General features: G+C 71.8%; 16 protein-coding genes and 1 tRNA gene. 9 read left to right on the top strand and 8 right to left on the bottom strand.

Annotated features, from left to right (window positions below; genetic code table 11):
• Positions 1-32: 32 nt before the first annotated feature.
• Entirely contained in the window at positions 33-926 is an 894-nt protein-coding gene (locus tag IEX89_RS06495; RefSeq protein ID WP_280513912.1) for a DMT family transporter, read from the bottom strand.
• A 15-nt stretch (positions 927-941) separates the two neighbouring features.
• On the opposite strand from IEX89_RS06495, the gene IEX89_RS06490 reads away from it, so the two are divergent.
• Positions 942-1,397 (top strand): LysR substrate-binding domain-containing protein, encoded by a 456-nt coding sequence (locus tag IEX89_RS06490; RefSeq protein WP_188910851.1) that lies wholly within the window; start codon positions 942-944, stop codon positions 1,395-1,397.
• Positions 1,398-1,528: 131 nt separating this feature from the next.
• On the top strand, positions 1,529-1,831 hold the full coding sequence (locus IEX89_RS06485; RefSeq protein WP_188910849.1) for a hypothetical protein: 303 nt from the start codon (positions 1,529-1,531) through the stop codon (positions 1,829-1,831).
• Positions 1,832-2,774: 943 nt separating this feature from the next.
• On the opposite strand, the gene IEX89_RS06480 is transcribed toward IEX89_RS06485, so the two are convergent.
• Together IEX89_RS06480 and IEX89_RS06475 are read right to left on the bottom strand one after the other, a co-directional pair.
• Positions 2,775-2,849, bottom strand: a tRNA-Gly gene (locus tag IEX89_RS06480).
• A gap of 76 nt (positions 2,850-2,925) precedes the next feature.
• A complete protein-coding gene (locus tag IEX89_RS06475) occupies positions 2,926-3,870 on the bottom strand; it encodes a ring-cleaving dioxygenase (protein WP_188910847.1) in 945 nt (314 codons plus the stop codon).
• Positions 3,871-4,086: 216 nt separating this feature from the next.
• Here IEX89_RS06475 and IEX89_RS06470 point away from each other — a divergent pair, with 216 nt between their 5' ends.
• From IEX89_RS06470 to IEX89_RS06450, 6 genes are all read left to right on the top strand, one after another.
• The gene (locus IEX89_RS06470; RefSeq protein WP_188910845.1) at positions 4,087-5,220 is read left to right on the top strand and encodes a site-2 protease family protein; all 1,134 of its coding nucleotides are present in this window, start codon (positions 4,087-4,089) and stop codon (positions 5,218-5,220) included.
• Positions 5,221-5,310: 90 nt separating this feature from the next.
• Complete coding sequence (locus tag IEX89_RS24365) at positions 5,311-5,745, top strand: hypothetical protein (RefSeq protein WP_244645117.1); 435 nt, start codon at positions 5,311-5,313, stop codon at positions 5,743-5,745.
• Positions 5,742-6,092, top strand: a complete 351-nt coding sequence (locus IEX89_RS24360) for a cupin domain-containing protein (protein WP_244645116.1) — start codon at positions 5,742-5,744, stop codon at positions 6,090-6,092. The genes IEX89_RS24365 and IEX89_RS24360 overlap by 4 nt, the downstream gene beginning before the upstream one ends.
• Before the next feature lie 93 nt (positions 6,093-6,185).
• Positions 6,186-7,235, top strand: a complete 1,050-nt coding sequence (locus IEX89_RS06460) for a trypsin-like serine peptidase (RefSeq protein WP_188910841.1) — start codon at positions 6,186-6,188, stop codon at positions 7,233-7,235.
• A gap of 97 nt (positions 7,236-7,332) precedes the next feature.
• Entirely contained in the window at positions 7,333-7,911 is a 579-nt protein-coding gene (locus IEX89_RS06455; RefSeq protein WP_188910839.1) for a DJ-1/PfpI family protein, read from the top strand.
• Positions 7,912-7,930: 19 nt separating this feature from the next.
• Positions 7,931-8,989 (top strand): DUF2332 domain-containing protein, encoded by a 1,059-nt coding sequence (locus tag IEX89_RS06450; RefSeq protein WP_188910837.1) that lies wholly within the window; start codon positions 7,931-7,933, stop codon positions 8,987-8,989.
• Positions 8,990-9,005: 16 nt separating this feature from the next.
• Here IEX89_RS06450 and IEX89_RS06445 read toward each other — a convergent pair whose 3' ends face one another.
• The 4 genes from IEX89_RS06445 to IEX89_RS06430 all read right to left on the bottom strand — a co-directional run bounded on the left by IEX89_RS06445 (position 9,006) and on the right by IEX89_RS06430 (position 13,887).
• The gene (locus tag IEX89_RS06445; protein WP_188910835.1) at positions 9,006-10,925 is read right to left on the bottom strand and encodes a TRAP transporter permease; all 1,920 of its coding nucleotides are present in this window, start codon (positions 10,923-10,925) and stop codon (positions 9,006-9,008) included.
• Positions 10,926-11,024: 99 nt separating this feature from the next.
• A complete protein-coding gene (locus IEX89_RS06440; RefSeq protein WP_188910833.1) occupies positions 11,025-11,969 on the bottom strand; it encodes a TAXI family TRAP transporter solute-binding subunit in 945 nt (314 codons plus the stop codon).
• Between the two features lie 48 nt (positions 11,970-12,017).
• Positions 12,018-13,172, bottom strand: a complete 1,155-nt coding sequence (locus tag IEX89_RS06435) for an Ldh family oxidoreductase (RefSeq protein ID WP_188910831.1) — start codon at positions 13,170-13,172, stop codon at positions 12,018-12,020.
• 181 nt (positions 13,173-13,353) lie between these two features.
• Entirely contained in the window at positions 13,354-13,887 is a 534-nt protein-coding gene (locus IEX89_RS06430) for a DUF427 domain-containing protein (RefSeq protein WP_188910830.1), read from the bottom strand.
• Positions 13,888-14,031: 144 nt separating this feature from the next.
• Here IEX89_RS06430 and IEX89_RS06425 point away from each other — a divergent pair, with 144 nt between their 5' ends.
• Positions 14,032-14,415: a DUF2293 domain-containing protein gene (locus tag IEX89_RS06425; RefSeq protein WP_188910828.1), complete on the top strand. Its 384-nt coding sequence runs from the start codon at positions 14,032-14,034 to the stop codon at positions 14,413-14,415.
• 30 nt (positions 14,416-14,445) lie between these two features.
• On the opposite strand, the gene IEX89_RS06420 is transcribed toward IEX89_RS06425, so the two are convergent.
• Positions 14,446-15,744: an NAD(P)H-dependent oxidoreductase gene (locus IEX89_RS06420; RefSeq protein WP_188910825.1), complete on the bottom strand. Its 1,299-nt coding sequence runs from the start codon at positions 15,742-15,744 to the stop codon at positions 14,446-14,448.

Genomic DNA, 15,744 nt, shown 5'->3' with positions numbered 1-15,744 from the left:
AGCTAACGCTACGAATTTCGTTTGTAGAATTATTATTTCGGACATAAGGAATGCACCGTCGATCTCTCGACACCGTGCTTCACCCGGCTACCGCCGAAGCGCGCCGCGTTCGTCAGCGCCGCGCCTGCGATCGTGACGGCACCGCGGGCGACGATTCCCCAGGTCGGCAGGATGCCCCACCAAGCCACCTCGAGCCCGGTCGCGACCACCGGCATCAGGGACAGCAACCCCGCTGCGCGTCCCGCCGGCACATGCGTCAGGGCGCACGACCAGAGGACGTAGGCGACGAGCCCCGGCAGGATCGCGAGGTAGAGGATCGCGAGGGTCGGCGCGGCCGACACGGATCCGTCGACGAGGTCCACGACGCCGCGCCACCCGACGGGCAGCAAGAACGCGGTCCCGAGCCAGATGCTCCAGGCGGTCAGCTCGAAGGGGGTCCAGCGGCGTGCGAGCAGCGTCTTGGTGACGACGACGGCGATCGCCTGGAAGACCGTTGCGAGCAGGACGAACCAGGCCCCTTGCGTGAAGCGCACGCCCTCGGCCGCCGTCGTGGCGATGATCGTCACGCCGACGCAGGCGAGCGCCGTGCCGGCCCACCCGCCTCTGCCCATGCGCTCGCCCAGGAAGACGAACGCCATCGGCGCGGTGAAGACGGGCGTGGTGTTGTAGACGAGGCTCGCGGCGCTGGCGCCGAGCGTCAGCTCGCCGACGTTCAGCGCCAGCGCGTAGCCGAAGACCCCGAAGAGACCGAGACCACCCAGGGGGAGAAGGTCTGCGGGACGCCGCGGCAGGCGCGGGCGCCAGACGAGGGCCGCGAGCGCCAGGACGACGGAGGTCGTGCCGTAGCGCGCCGCCGCCATCCCGGCCGGATCGAAGGCCTCCATGGCCAGGCGGATCGCAGGGAAGACGGAGCCCCAGAGGAACACCGTGGCGGCGAGGGCGTGCGCTACGGCACGCCGCCCTTCGACGGGCTCACGGCCGCGCTGATCGAGCACGCGGCGCTCATCCCGGTGTGCACGCCCGGCCTCGCGGCCGCGCACGACCTCGCGGCCGGGCCGGACAAGCTGGCGGGGGCGGTGCTCCTGCACGATGCGCACGGTCTGTGGCCCACCTGGCTCGAGCGCTTCGCGGCCCGGGACGTCGACGCGGGCCACGGCATGCGCTTCAGCCAGACGACGCTCGCGCTCGACGCGGCGATCCGCGGCCAGGGCGTGGCCCTGGCCCCGGCCTCGCTCATCGAGGACGAGCTCGCGTCGGGCCGCCTCCTCGCGCCCTACGGCCGCGAACGCGCCCTCGTCGAGGCGGCCGGGCTCTACCTCGTCGCCCCGCCGGGCCGGCGCCCGGCCGAGGTCGAGGCCATGTGGGCGTGGCTCCTGGAGGAGGCGCACGGCGTCTGACGACGGCGGTCCCACGGGCTTCCTGCGCCGAGACGGCTCCCTCCACGCCGCCGAAGGACGTCTGGGCGCTTGGGCGCCACCTCGTCCGTGAGCTCGGCCTTGAGAACGAGACGGACACGCTCGCCCGCTGGATGGCGCATCACCTCGCCGAGCTGATGCGCGCGGCGGAGGAGGCCGAGACGGAGGAGGATCGCGTGCGCGCCCGCCGCACGGCCGAGGAGACAATCCTGCGCATCTGGACGCACCGCGCCGTCCTCCCCGGCGGCGCGGACCCGCTGGCCCGCCACCGCGACCTGATCCGCGCGCTCGCGGCGCTGAAGCCGGACGCTGTAGCGTCGAACGACTATTCGCTGCTGCAATGGCGGCCAGATTACGCTGCAGCGGACGAGCCCGAATTCTCTCGAGACCGCAGCGAGAAGCGCTTGTGGTCGTAGGCGACAACAATTTTCGTGCACCAGGCCGCCATCCCCTCCGCCTTGAGCCCCAGTCGCTGCTCGCGGGCGTAGACCAGCCGCGTCACGTCGGACGTGCGCTCCGGCTCGGGCGCGTTGGCGTCCTTGTGGTCGAGGGTGGCGCTCGCCGCACCGCCGAGGCGGTGGTCGTCGAGGAAGGAGGCGAGTGACCGGCGCGCGTCGTGGGGCGTCTACCGGCGCATGCCGTGCGCCGTCAACAGATCCGGCCCGCTTCGCTCGCCGGCGAGCGCCAAGAAATTTAGGTTGAGGGTGCTCTTCGTAAACGGCCTTGCGTGAGAGAAAGACCACCTCGTCGGTCGCGGCTGCGCCGATACTGGCCCAGGCTTCCGGCGGGATCGGCAGGGCGCGGGGGATCGGGCGATCGCGCGTCGATTTCATCACTGCCCACGGCGAGGCTACGATCATCCAGCCCGGACGTTTCGTCTCGTGGAAGACATAATCTGCGCTGGTGCCCACAAGCGTGCCGGTGCGCTGGCCCGTGAGAACGACCGCCCACAACGCGCGCATCGTACCAGCGAGGCCGCGCTCCCACGTTCGAGGCCAAAGGAGGATCCCGTCCGGCGTCGAGCTCGGCGCGGGCGTTCGCCACCGCGAGCCTCGCCCGCTGCGGGAAAAGGTTTGCCATGTCGCTGAGGCGGACGCTCTTCGTCCGAGTCCTCAGGTACCAGACGGCATACCTCTTGTTCACCCGCATGACGAGTCCGGATCCGGTAATTGCGCCAGCTCGCAGCATCACGGTGTGACGCGGTCGATCGTCGCCGCCCCGATTCGTGTCCGGTCATGCGTGTAGCCCGGCATATCCGCTTCCCCATTATACCACAGTTGCCGAGGCGTTCTCGTCAACGGCGAAGCCGGTTCGCAAGACCTGGAGGCCTTGCAAGAGCTTGAGATGTTTGAGGAAGAATGGAGCGGGCGATCGGGATCGAACCGACGACATTCAGCTTGGGAAGCTGACGTTCTACCACTGAACTACGCCCGCGTCGGCACCATAGATAGCCGTGGCCGCGGCGGCTCGCAAGCGCGTTTTCGCGTGCGCCGCCGCGGCGGGCGGGAGCTCAGAGCGGCTTCAGGCCGCGCTCGATCTCCTCGCGGCGCCCCTCCAGGAAGGGCGGGAGCGCCAGGCGCTCGCCGAGCTCGGCCATGGGCTCGTCGACGGCGAAGCCGGGGCCGTCGGTCGCGAGCTCGAACAGGATGCCGTTGGGCTCGCGGAAGTAGAGGCTCTTGAAGTAGAAGCGGTCGACGGGGCCGCTCGAGGGCACGCCGAGCCCGCGCAGGCGCGCCGCCCAGTCGGCGTAATCCGCGTCCGGGATGCGGAAGGCGACGTGGTGGACGCCGCCCGCGCCGGGGCGCGCGGTCTCGAGGCCGGGCTCCACCGCCACGTGGAGCTCCGCCGCCGGGCCGCCCTCGCCCATCTCGTAGACGTGCGTCGTCGAGCCGGGGCGCCCGGGCGTCTGGTAGGCGCGGGCCTCGCGCATGTTCATGAGGCGCTCGAGCACCATGGCCGTGGGCGCGCGGTCCGGCACGGAGATCGTGACGGGCCCCAGCCCGCGGATCTGGTGCTCGGCGGGAACGGGGCTGCGCTCCCAGGGGTGCGCCTCGCCCGCGCCGCCATCGTCGACCAGCGTCAGGCGCTGGCCCTCCGGGTCCTCGAAGTCGAGGACGACGCGCCCGTCCCGGCGCGTCGTGCCGCCGTGGCGAACGCCGCGATCGGCGAGGTGCGCCTCCCAGAAGGCGAGCGCCTCCTCGCCCGCGACGCGGAGCCCCGTGCGGGTGATCGCGTGCGTCCCGCGCCGCTCGCGCCCCACCGGCCAATCGAAGAAGGTGATGTCCGAGCCCGGCGAGGCGAGCCCGTCGGCGTAGAAGAGGTGGTAGGCGGAGACGTCGTCCTGGTTCACGGTCTTCTTCACGAGGCGAAGGCCCAGCACGTCCGTGTAGAAGGCGTGGTTGCCGGGGGCGTCCGCGGTGACGGCGGTGAGATGGTGGAGGCCGGTGAGCTGCATCGGGGTGCTCCGCTACGGAAATCGTCTGGGACTGGTCGAGGACATGATAGCGCGGATCGCGTCCGGCGGACTTGTCGCGATGCAAGCGTGCGCCTGCGTCCCTACGGAAAGCGGACGGCGCGGCGGACGCGACGTCGCGTCTGCGAACCTCCGCTGCTAGGATCGCGTTCCGTCCGGGCGCGTGCCGATGCGGCGGTGCGCCGAGGAGCGTCGTCCATGGTCTGGTCCTTTCCCGTCGGCACGATCGCCGGCACCGTCGTGAAGCTGCACGTCACCTTCGTGCTCTTCCTCGTCTGGATCGCGGGCGCGACCTGGCGATCGGGCGGCTTCGAGGCGGCGCTCGCGACGACGGTCTTCGTCGTCTTGCTCTTCGCCTGCGTGCTCGCGCACGAGTTCGGCCACATCCTCGCCGCGCGCCGCTACGGCATCCGCACGCCCAGCGTGATCCTCTCGCCCATCGGCGGCATCGCCAGCCTCGAGCGCATCCCCGACGACCCGCGCCAGGAGCTCGTCGTGGCGCTGGCCGGCCCGGCGGTGAACGTCGTGATCGCGGCCGTGCTGTTCCTCGTCCTGGGAGCCACGCTCGACACGGCGAACTTCGTGGAGATCGAGAACCCGGGTCTCTCGCTCGTCGCGCGGCTGGCCGCGGTGAACGTCATCCTCGTCGTGTTCAACCTCATCCCCGCCTTTCCGATGGACGGCGGGCGGGTGCTGCGCGCGCTGATGGCGATGCGTATGCCGCACGCCCGCGCTACCGCCATCGCCGGGCGCATCGGGCAGGCGGCGGCGGTCGTGTTCGCGATCGTGGGCTTGTTCTGGAACCCGATCCTCCTCGTCATCGCGGTCTTCGTCTATCTCGCCGCCTCCGCGGAGGTGGAGCAATCGGCCATGAAGGGCGCCGCCGACGACACCAGCGTCGCCGCCGCCATGGTCAGCGTCGTCGAGACGCTTCCCCCCTCCGCCACCCTCGACGACGCGGTGGAATGCCTCATCCGCACCTCGCAGAAGGAGTTCCCCGTGGTCGACGGGGCGGGGCATCCGCGTGGGCTCGTGACGCGCGACGCGCTGATCCCGGCTTTGCGCCACGGCACGCCGACGAGCCCCGTCCTCGACGTGATGACCCGCGACATCCCCGAGATCCGCGCGGACGCCCCGCTCTCCGAGGGCATGGGGCTCTTGGCGTCGAGCCGCGCGCCGGCGCTCTTCGTGCTCGACGGGACCGGCCGGCTCGTGGGGCTCCTCACCCGCGAGAACCTCGCGGAGGTGATGATGGTGCGCCAGGCCCGGCCCGACTGGCCGCTGCACGATCCGCGCCGGCAGGGCCCGTGGCGGGACCACACCTACGGGTGAAGGTGTGCCGGGCGTTGACTCTTCGCGAACCGGGTTGCTAGATGAAGGGGTGCGCCACGCGAGGGCGTGGCGGAACCAGAGCCGCGAGGAATGATGGACGGGCCGACGCACCAGGAGCTCGATGCGAAGATCGCCCTCGTGGAGGCGCGGCTCGACGCTCGGCTCGTCGGCCTGGACGGCAAGATCGACCGCCTGGCGGACCAGATCTCCGGGATGGTGGAGATCGGAAACGTCCGCTTCGCCGACATGAAGGCAGACGCGGACGGGATGCGCCAGGACTTCGCCATGCTCAGGTCGGAGTTCGACGATCTACGCAGCGAGACGCGCAGCGCTCGGCTGACCATCATCATCGCCGTCGTCGGCACCGGGATCGCCCTGTTCGCGGCGCTCACGGGCACGATCAGCGGCTATCTGACCGCATTCCAGGCCGGGCTCTCGGTCCTTTCGGTCTCCACCGTCGAGGCAGCCGACATGCGAACCGCGACGCCTCGCCCGTCGACGAGCCTCCTGGAGCCGCGCCCGTGACGGACAGCCTCGAAGACACCGGATCGGATACGTCCATCGATTTCGCCGAGGCGACGGCGGGGCTCGACGGGCACCACAACTTCGTGCTGGCAGGCGTGAACGACCATTGCCTGCGCATCGCCGTGTTCACGGGCGAGTATCGCTGGCACGTGCACCCGCACAGCGACGAGCTCTTCGTCGTCGTGGAGGGGCGGCTCGAGATCGATCTCGACTCGGGCTGCGTCGCCCTCGGCCCCGGCCAGGCCTACCGCGTCGCGGCGGGCGTGCGCCACCGCACCCGCGCCCGCGAGCGTACGGTGAATCTCTGCTTCGAGCGCACGGACGCCGAGACCGTGTTCGTGGACTGAGCGCCTCACGAGCGATCCCCCACCGGCCCGTATGGACCCGGCGGCGTCTCCGGCTTAGCCTGCGGGCAAAAGGGGCGTGAGCCGGAGGGGGAGATGGGGGCGAGATCGACGGCGTGGGGCGCGCGCATGCTGATGGCCGGCGCGCTCGCCATCGCGTGGCTGACCGCGCTCGCGCCCGAGAGTGCTCGGGCGCAGGACGTCGCCCTCGACGCCAACACCTGCGAATACGCCATCGACGGCGAATGCGACGAGCCGGGGATCGGCACGGGCGTGTGCGCCGCCGGTACCGATTCGTGGGATTGCCGCCGACGCGGCGTGCTCTCGGCGGACGCCTGCCATTTCGCGAACGACGGCGAGTGCGACGAGCCGAGCATCGGCACGGCGCTCTGCCCGCGACGCACCGACACCACCGACTGCCGCGGGCGCTGGAGCCCGGCCTTCTCGGGGCGCGACGACCGCGTCTTCGTGCCCTCCGCCGAGCGGCCGTGGAGCAGCATCGGCCGGCTCGAGACGGAGAGCGGCCATTGCTCGGGCGTCCTCGTCGGTCCGCGCCTGGTGCTCACCGCGGCGCATTGCTTCTTCCGCGCCGAGGATTCCAACGAGCGCGACCCAGTCCTCGTCTTCGTCGCCGGCAAGGACGGACCCAACGAGGTCGCCCGCAGCCGCGTCGTGCGCGAGGTCCTCTCCGAGCGCTTCGACAATCGCGAGCACGCCGAGACGAGCGGCATCGACGGCGAGGATTGGGGCTTCCTCGTGCTCGAGGATCCGATCGGGGACATCGCCGGCACGATGCGCATCGACGGGTCGGGGGCGCAGGGGCTGACGACCCGTTTCGCGCAAGGGCTGCTCTCCGCCGTGACGCAGGCGGGCTACAGCGCCGACAACGGCTCGAAGCTCACCGCGCACGAAGGCTGCGCCGTCACCGAGCTCTTCGACGACGGCACGTTCTTCCACGAATGCGACGCCATCGACGGCGATTCCGGCTCGCCCATCTTCACGCGCGACCCGGACGGCGGGTTCACGATCATCGGCATCATGTCGGCGACCTATCCCGAGAGCGACGAGGACGAGCGGGAGATGGCGGTCGCCGCCGAGAAGTTCTTCGACACCTGGCGCGCGCTCATGAAGGAGACGACGCGCTGATCGCGTCGCGACAGGGTCGCGTTTCGATGCGATGATGCGGTTGCCGGCCCCCACGAGATCACCACCGGGCGGCGCGCATCGCGAGAGGGATTTCGTCATGTCCGAGGATCTGCACAGGCGCATCGCCGTCCTCCTCCCCGACGGCTTCGCCGATTGGGAGGTCGGCATGCTGGCGGCGTCGGCGCGCGAGCAGTTCGGCGCCGACATCCGCTATCTCACGCCGACGGGCGAGGACGTCGTCTCCATCGGCGGGCTGCGCGCGCGGGCGGACGGGCGCTTCGGCGAGGCGAGCGAGGCGGCGCCGGACGCGCTCGTCGTGTGCGGCTCGGACGCGTGGGTCACGGGCGATCTCGACATCGCGCCGCTCCTGCGGGCGGAATACGAGCGCGGCACCGTCGTCGCCGTCATCTGCGCGGCGACGGTGCAGGCGGCGCGGGCGGGGCTCTTCGCCGATCGCGCGCATACCAGCAACGGACGCGCCTGGCTCCTCGACGTCGTGCCGGGCTATGCCGGCGCCGACCATTACCGCGAGGGCGGGGAGGCGGTGTGCGACCGCCGCGTCGTGTCCGCGCCGGGCACGGCGCCCGCCACCTTCGCGGCCGAGACGATGGCGCTCCTCTATCCCGGAGCGCCGGGCCTCGAGGAGACGCTCGCGATGCTGCGCGCGGCGCGCTGAGGCAGTGCGCGCGATGACCATGAGCGACGACGAGGCGGCGCGCGAGGCCGCGATCCGGGCCTCCTTCGCCGGCCAGGCTGACCTTTGCGCCGAGCTCGGCTCGGACTTCACGGGGCGGGTGCTGCGCGCCTTCATCGCCGTAGCGGAACGGGAGAGCGCCTTCGGGGCGGCCGTGCTCTCCTGGCCCGGACGACCGGACGCGCGCAACGATGCTCTGCCGCTGCGCGTCTCGGCGGCGCTGCACGGCCTCGCGCGATCGGGCCGGGCGCCGGCGCTCGGCGCGCTCTACCCGCCGGCGCCGAGCCCCTCCGAGGCGGCGCTGCGCGAGGCCCTCGCCGCGGCTATCGCGGCTGACGACGAGGCGCTCGTCGGCTGGCTCGCGCACGCGCCGCAGACGAACGAGGTCGCGCGCTCGGCCTGCCTCGTCCTGGGCCTCATGCAGGTGAGCGCGCGCACGGGGCTGCCCGTCCGCCTCTTCGAGATCGGCTCCAGCGGCGGCCTCAACCTGCTTCTCGACCGATACGCCTACCGCTTCGCCGGGCGGCGCTACGGCGCGGCCGGCACGCCGCTCCTGCTCGCCCCCGAATGGAGCGGATCGGACCGGGTGGGGCGCGAGCCGATCATCGTCGAGCGCCTCGGCTGCGACCTGTCTCCCGTCGACCTCCTCGATCCCGCCGCGCGCGAGCGGCTCACGGCCTACGTCTGGCCGGATCAGTCCGAGCGTCTCGCCCGCATCGAGGCGGCGCTGGCGCTCGCCACCGAGGCTCCGCCGCGCGTGGAGAAGGCGGACGCCGCCGATTTCGTCTCGCGCCGCGTGCGCCCGCGCGACGGCACCGCGACGGTGCTGATGCACTCCATCGTCTGGGGTTACGTCCCCGACGCCGGGCGGGAGGCGATCACGCGGCACATGGAGGAGGTCGGCGCGGCGGCGACGTCGGAGGCGCCGCTCGCCTGGATCGCCTTCGAGCTCGACGAGACGCTCCGACCGGTCCTGACGCTGCGCCTCTGGCCCGGCGGCGAGACGACCGTGCTCGCCCACGCCGATCCGCACGTGCGGCGCATCGACTGGCGGCTCTGACGCCGCCGGTCGCGCTTCATTCCGCCGGTCGCACCGGATCGGGCAGGGGGGCCGCGGCGCGCTCCGGGGTCGCGCGATCCTCGCGACGGCGCGCGCGCAGCTGCAGCATCAGCGCCACCGCGCCGAGCCCGATGCCGACGGCGTCGGTCCACAGGCCGGGCTTGATCAGGACGAACGCCGCGCACACGAGGAGCACGCGCTCGAGCCGCGAGGCGGCGGTGACGAGCCAGCCGTTCAGCCCCGCCGCGAGGAAGATCACCCCGATCACGGCGGTCACCGTGGTGGCGCCGATCGTCGTCCACGGCCCGATCATCAGGAGCGAGGGCCCGAACACGAACATGAAGGGGATGATGTAGCCGGTGAGCCCGAGCTTCACCGCCGCCACCGAGCTCGGCCAGAGCTGCGCCCCCGAGATGCCGTTCGCCGCATAGACCGCGATGGCCACGGGGGGCGTGATCGCCGAGAGGATGGCGAAGTAGAACACGAAGAGATGCGCGCTCTCCACGGGCACGCCCAGGCGCACCAGAGCCGGAACGAGGAGCGAGACCTGGATGATGTAGGCGGGCGTCGTGGGCATGCCCATGCCCAGGATGATGCCCGCGACCATGGTGAGGAGGAGGGCGGGCATCAGCATCTCGTTCGCCGCCGAGATGACGAAGCTCGAGAAGGTCAGCCCCGCGCCGGTGAGCGTGATGACGCCGATGACGATGCCCGCAGCCGCGCAGGCGAGCGCAACCATGATGGAGCCGACCGCGCCGGCCTCCAGGCTCTCGACGATCATGCGCAGGTTCACCGCCGAGCGGGTGGTCTTGCGGAGCAGCGCCGTGGGGATGACGGAGGCGATGCCGCACAAAGCCGCGAAGGGGGCGCTGTAGCCCGACAGCAGCACCGCGACGATGACGACGAGAGGCAGGAAGAGGTGCCCGCGCTCGCGCAGCACCTCCCCGAGCCGGGGCAGCTCGTCGCGCGGGAGCCCGCGCATGCCGAGCCGGCGCGCCTCGAAATGCACCGCGGCGAAGACGGCGACGTAGTAGAGGAGCGCGGGGATCAGCGCGTAGGTCGCCACCGTGAGATAGCTCACCCCCATGAACTCGGCCATGACGAAGGCGGCGGCGCCCATGATCGGCGGCATGATCTGCCCGCCGGTGGAGGCGACGGCCTCCACCGCGCCGGCGAAGGCGGGGCGGTAGCCCAGCCGCTTCATCAGGGGAATGGTGAAGGCGCCCGTCGTCATCACGTTCGCCACCGCCGAGCCGGAGACCGAGCCGAAGAGCCCGCTCGTCACGCACGCGACCTTCGCGGGCCCGCCGGCGGTGTGGCCCGTGAGGCTGATGGCGAAGTCCATGAACAGCTTGCCGGCGCCCGAGCGCTCGACGAAGGCGCCGAACAGGATGAAGAGCACGACGTAGGTCGCCGAGACCGCGACGGGGATGCCGTAGATCCCTTCCGTCGTCAGGTAGAGCTGCTCGAGCAGGAGCAGCGGCTCGGTATTGGTGAGAAACAGCGCGTAGCCGAGGAAGAGCACCACGGTGACTGGCAGCACGAGCCCGAGCGCCCGGCGCGCCGCCTCGATGACGAGGAGCGTCAGGATCACGCCCAGCACGATGTCGGCCGTGCGCAGCTCGTCGATGTAGATGAAGCGCGAGTAGATGTAGTCCTTCACCAGCACCGGATAGGCGGAGGCGGCCAGCGAAAGCGCGATCAGCGCCCAGTCCCAGATCCGCGGGCCGCGCCCCTCGTCGGCCTTGCGCGCCGGCAGGAGCAGGAAGGCCAGCGTCAGCGCGAAGCCGACATGGGTGGCGCGCAGCGTGAAGGCGTCCGGCGTGCCGAAGAAGCCGACATAGAGGTGGTACGAGCTCATGGCGAGCGCGACCACGAGGGCCATGCGCTTGACGATCGTCAGGTAGGTGGAGCTCTCGGGCTTGGGTCCGGACATGGCCGCGTCATCGCCTGCTCGTGCGAGGGGAGGGTGCGCCCACCGGTGAGGCGGGGGCACGCAGATCGGCGCGTTTCGTGTCGGCGCTCGGCGCCGGCGTCACATGACGCCCTGCTCCTCGTAGAAGCGCTTGGCGCCTTCGTGCATCGGCACGCCGACGTCCTGGGCCATCTGCTCGGGGGTGAGCCCCTTCATGGCGCCGGCGATGGCCTGCAGGTCGCCGAGATTCTCGACCATGCCCGCGAGCATGCCGTGGACGATCTCCTCGTCGAGGTCGCAGCGCGCGACGACGTGGGTCGCATAGCCGATGACCTGGACGTCCTCGTCCTGCCCCGGATAGGAGCCCGCCGGGATGGTGAGCTTCTGGTAGCCCGGGTTGCGGCTCTGCATCTCGTTCATCAGCGCCTCGTCGAGGCTCAGCATCTTGATGTCCGAGCCGCTGGCGAGGTCCATGATCGCGGAGGCCGGGACCGTGGTGCCCAGCGTCATGGCGGCGGCGTTGCCGTCCTTCATCAGGGAGACGCCGTCCGAGTAGGAGACGAAGTGCATCTGGGACATGTCGTCGTAGGTCAGCCCCGCCGCCTCGAGCAGGCCGCGTGTGATGTCCTCGGCCGTGTTGCCGCGCGGCTGCGTCGCCAGCGCCTTGCCCGCGAGGTCGCCGACGCTCTCGATGCCGCTGTCTGCCAGCGTGACGATCTGGAAGTATTGCGGGTAGAGCGTCGCGACGTTGCAGACGTTCTCGGCGCGCTCCTCGAAGGCACCGCGACCCTCGATGGCGTCCACCGTCGAGACCGAGTTGGCGAAGGCCACGTCGGCGCGTCCGGTGGCGATGCCCTTCACGTTGGCGATGCCGCCGCCGGGCAGGACCTGGACGCTCACGCCGTCCATGCCGTTCTGGACGATATTCTGGATCGCGCCGCCCAGCGGATACCAGGAGCCGCCCTGCGGGCCGGTCATCAGCCGCAGGTCCTGGGCGTTCGCGGCTCCGGCGACGAGCGTCGCGGCGGCGGCGGTGGCGATGAGGGTCGTGATCGACGCCTTCATGTCGTGTCTCCTCCCGTTCGGTCGCGGCCGCCTCTTCTCGCGGGCGGCCTAGGTGTCCGGGTCCTCCAGATGGAAGCCCGCACCCCGCGCCTCCGCCACCGCCTTCACGGCGGCGACGAGGGAGCGGGGAATCGGTATGCCCTCGCGCTCCCGGCGCGCGCGCATGGCGTGCTCGGGATCGCCCGGCGCGAGGACGCGCGCGGCATCGGCCGCGGGCGGCGTCTCGCGCAGGCAGGCGAGGAAGGCGTCGAGATCGGGGCCGAAGGCGTTCGGCCCGCGGAACGCCTCGGGGCTCAGCGCGAGGCAGAGATGGCCGACGTCGTAGCGCGGGGCGCCCCGATCACGCAGGGGTGCGTAGGAGGCACCCGCGAGCAGCGTCGAGAGCACCTCGACCATGGCGGCGAGGCCGTAGCCCTTGTGCCCGCCCATCTCCCGGCTGCCGCCGAGCGGCGTCATCAGCCGATCGCGCAGCGCCGCCTCCGGGTCGTGCTGCGGGCGGCCGTCGGCGTCGAGCGCCCAGCCGTCGGGGAGGCGGCGTCCCTCGCGGGCGGCGAGCTTGAGCTTGCCGATGGCGATCGTGCTCGTCGCGATGTCGAGGAGGAAGGGCGCGCCATCGGCTCCCGGTGCCGCGAACGCGATCGGGTTGGTGCCGAGCCGCGGCGCGCGGCCGAAGACCGGGACGATGGAGGCCGCATGCACCGCGCTCGTGACGAGGCCGATCATCCCCGCCCGCGCGGCGCGCAGCGCGTACACGCCGGCCGCGCCGAAATGGTTGGAGCCGCGCACGGCCACGGCGCCGACGCCGAACGCCGCCGCCCTCTCGCACGCGAGATCCATGGCCCGCGTCGCCGGCGCGTGGCCGAAGCCGCCGCCCGCGTCGAGGACGGCGATGGCGCCGAGATCCTGCACCACGCGGATGTCGGCGTCGCGCGCGATCATACTCTTGGCGACGAGCTCCTCGTAGAGCGTCACGAGGGTGATGCCGTGGCTGTCGATCCCCATGAGATCGGCCTCGACGAGCGCGTCGGCGGAGGCGGTCGCGTGAGCGGGGCCGCACCAGGCTGTGAAGAGCGCTTCGAGCTGTCGATGCAGGCGCGGGGCCGGGACGAGGATCGCCTCGCGCGCTCCCGCGCGGTCCGCCTCCCGCGAGGCTGCACCGTGCAAGACCGGACCGGCCGCGGTGGTGCCCGCGCTCGCGCTCATCCGACGTCTCCCGTCCCCAGGAATGCGCGCCTTTTCGGCGTCTGAGGAACGAGGCTCGCCGCCGCATGCGACCCTGTCAAGGTGGAAGACGGTCAGCCGGGATCGGCATCGCCGCCAGCCGCTCTCCCGGGTTGCGCGGACGACCCGATGCGATGCGAGGGCCGTCGCGCGCGGGGATGGCTCACCAGAAGCGGGTGCCCGGCCCGCCCTTGAAGGGACCCACGACCTTCGAGGTGATCCAGCCGCCGTAGAACCCGCCCTCCTGCGCGACGACGCGCTCGCCGTCGACGAAGCAGGCCTCCATCTGGCCGGGATAGAAGGTGACGTAGCCCGCCATGGGGCGGAAGGCCGGCGTCGGGCGCGGATAGGCCCAGGCGCCGCGCGCCGCGCGCACCGTGCCGGAGACCACGTCGAAATAGGCCGCCTGGCCCTTCCACTCGCACATGGAGCCGCCCTGCACCGGGACGAGCGCGCGCGCGTCGACATCCTCGGGCGGGAAGTAGTAGGATGGCGGGTGGGACGTCTCCAGCACGCGGAAGCCCCGCGTCGTGCGCGCGATGGTGCGCCCGCCGAGGACGACTTCGAGCGTCGCGCTCGTCGGCTCGCACACGGCCGGGCGAGGATAGTCCCACACGCTTTCCTGCCCGGGGCCGGGCGGGACGGGTTCGGGCCGGCGCACGGCGGAGCGGGACACCAGGTCGGTCAGGGTCGTCATGGATATGGGCTCCTCGTTCTATCCTTTGTTGAAACCGGATCGGAGTTCCCGGGCATTCGCGAGTCCCGCCGCGTGCGGGCTTGCCCGTTGCCTTACGTTTCCTGAACGGGTCCGATGCCTGCGAAACGAGCAGGAGGCGAGCCCATGTCCTTCGATTCCTCGAGGTCCTTCATCCCCTCGACGACCTTCATCCCCTCGAGCGCCGTCCGCGCCGCGCTCTCGCCGGTGGGCGTCGTGAGCGGCAAGCGTTCGCGCATCGCCGACGCTCTCGACCGGCTTGCTCCGACGATCCCGGAGTTCGAGCGCGACGCGATTCTCGACCACGCCCTCGACAGCCGCGGCCTCTCAACAGCGACGCCGGAGAACGCGGCGTGGCTCTCCATGGTCTCGTACGTGCGCCACGTGCTGACGGATTACGACGCGTTGCTCGCGGAGGGCTACGATCGCGACAGCGCGCGCCACTTCGTGGCCGCCGAGACGACGGCGATCCTCGACAGCTGGGGCTGCCGGCGGCGTATCGAGGACTGATCGAGCGAGCGCGGCGCTCGCCGCGGGCCGTCAGGCCGGCACGAGCGTCTCGCGCAGGCGCTTGGCGAGGCTCCGCTCCGAGCGCGGGGCGACGTCGGCCTGCGTGACCACGCTCCCCGCCGCGACGGGTCGCACGAGCCGCACGCCGTGCGCGAGCCCGATGGGCACCGCCCCCGCGGCGCGGCTCGCCGCCGCCGTGGTCACGCGCCCCCACACCGTGGTGCCGCCCTCGCCGTCGAGGATCTCGCCCGCCGCCAGGTCGCGCTTGGCCACCGCCACCACGTCCGCCGCGAAGGCTCGGGTCGTGCCGGTGGGCTCCCGCCGCAGCGCGGCCGAGAGGGCGGAGATCGACAACTCGAGCCCGATGAGGTGGAAGGGCTTGTACATCGCCGCATAGGTGCCGGACGGGTCCGTCGGCAGGCCGTATTGCGAAAAGCAGGCGGCGGCGTAGGGAGTGGGCGCCTTCAGCACCACGTAGACGCCCCAGCGCAGGTCACGGAAGACCGGGCGCCCGTCGCGCTCGAGCGAGGAGACCACCTCGACCATGCCGTCGCGCTCGAGCTGCCCGCCGACCTCCCGGGGGCGGAGAACGTGCGCGAGATCGTCCACGCCGCAGGGCGGGAAGGCGAGCCCGCCCTCGGGCACGGCGAGGCCGGTGGCGTTGGCGATGGCCGCGGCCTCGATGGCGGATTTCGTGCCGTCGAGGAAGGAGTTGAACATCTTGGGGTTCATGCCCGCCGCCGCGGCGGCCTCGGGCGTGATGCCGTAATGGGCCCAGACGCCGTCGGGCGTCACCGCGTGGTAGTCCGGCAGGTACTTCGTGCCCTTGCCCGCGGCCGCCACCGTGAAGCCGGCGGCGCGCGCCCAGTCCACCATCTCGCACACGAGCGCCGGCTGGTCGCCGTAGGCCATGGAATAGACGACGCCCGCCGCCCGCGCCCGCTCCGCGAGGGCGGCGCCCACCAGCACGTCCGCCTCGACGTTGACCATGACGACGTGGCGCCCGGCCTCGATCGCGGCGAGCGCGTGCACGACGCCCGCCTCCGGTGCGCCGGTCGCCTCGATCACGACCTCGACGTCCTCGGCGATCGCCGCCGCGCCGTCCGCGTGGAATCGCGTGCGCGCGATGCGCCCCTCGTCCCACCCCACCGCCCGGCAGGTGGCCCGCGCCCGATCCGGATCGAGATCGGCGATCGCCGCCGCCTCGAGCCCGGGAACGTGCGGCACCTGCGCGAGGAACATCGCCCCGAACTTCCCCGCCCCGATCAAGGCGACGCGAACGGGACGATCGTCGGCCGCACGGGCGGCGGCGAGGGCGTGGAGGTTCAT

This window comes from Salinarimonas ramus (genome assembly GCF_014645695.1).
GTDB classification, from domain to species: Bacteria; Pseudomonadota; Alphaproteobacteria; order Rhizobiales; family Beijerinckiaceae; genus Salinarimonas; species Salinarimonas ramus.
Note: the sequence above shows the minus strand (reverse complement) of the source record. Positions and strands in the feature narration are given on the sequence as shown.

Excerpts from the sequence above, each read along its gene's own strand:
- IEX89_RS06485 (WP_188910849.1), top strand. The coding sequence starts at position 1,529 with ATGGCGCATCACCTCGCCGAGCTGATGCGCGCGGCGGAGGAGGCCGAG.
- IEX89_RS06475 (WP_188910847.1), bottom strand. The coding sequence starts at position 3,870 with ATGCAGCTCACCGGCCTCCACCATCTCACCGCCGTCACCGCGGACGCC.
- IEX89_RS06470 (WP_188910845.1), top strand. The coding sequence starts at position 4,087 with ATGGTCTGGTCCTTTCCCGTCGGCACGATCGCCGGCACCGTCGTGAAG.
- IEX89_RS24365 (WP_244645117.1), top strand. The coding sequence starts at position 5,311 with ATGATGGACGGGCCGACGCACCAGGAGCTCGATGCGAAGATCGCCCTC.
- IEX89_RS06460 (WP_188910841.1), top strand. The coding sequence starts at position 6,186 with ATGGGGGCGAGATCGACGGCGTGGGGCGCGCGCATGCTGATGGCCGGC.
- IEX89_RS06455 (WP_188910839.1), top strand. The coding sequence starts at position 7,333 with ATGTCCGAGGATCTGCACAGGCGCATCGCCGTCCTCCTCCCCGACGGC.
- IEX89_RS06450 (WP_188910837.1), top strand. The coding sequence starts at position 7,931 with ATGAGCGACGACGAGGCGGCGCGCGAGGCCGCGATCCGGGCCTCCTTC.
- IEX89_RS06445 (WP_188910835.1), bottom strand. The coding sequence starts at position 10,925 with ATGTCCGGACCCAAGCCCGAGAGCTCCACCTACCTGACGATCGTCAAG.
- IEX89_RS06440 (WP_188910833.1), bottom strand. The coding sequence starts at position 11,969 with ATGAAGGCGTCGATCACGACCCTCATCGCCACCGCCGCCGCCGCGACG.
- IEX89_RS06435 (WP_188910831.1), bottom strand. The coding sequence starts at position 13,172 with ATGAGCGCGAGCGCGGGCACCACCGCGGCCGGTCCGGTCTTGCACGGT.
- IEX89_RS06430 (WP_188910830.1), bottom strand. The coding sequence starts at position 13,887 with ATGACGACCCTGACCGACCTGGTGTCCCGCTCCGCCGTGCGCCGGCCC.
- IEX89_RS06425 (WP_188910828.1), top strand. The coding sequence starts at position 14,032 with ATGTCCTTCGATTCCTCGAGGTCCTTCATCCCCTCGACGACCTTCATC.
- IEX89_RS06420 (WP_188910825.1), bottom strand. The coding sequence starts at position 15,744 with ATGAACCTCCACGCCCTCGCCGCCGCCCGTGCGGCCGACGATCGTCCC.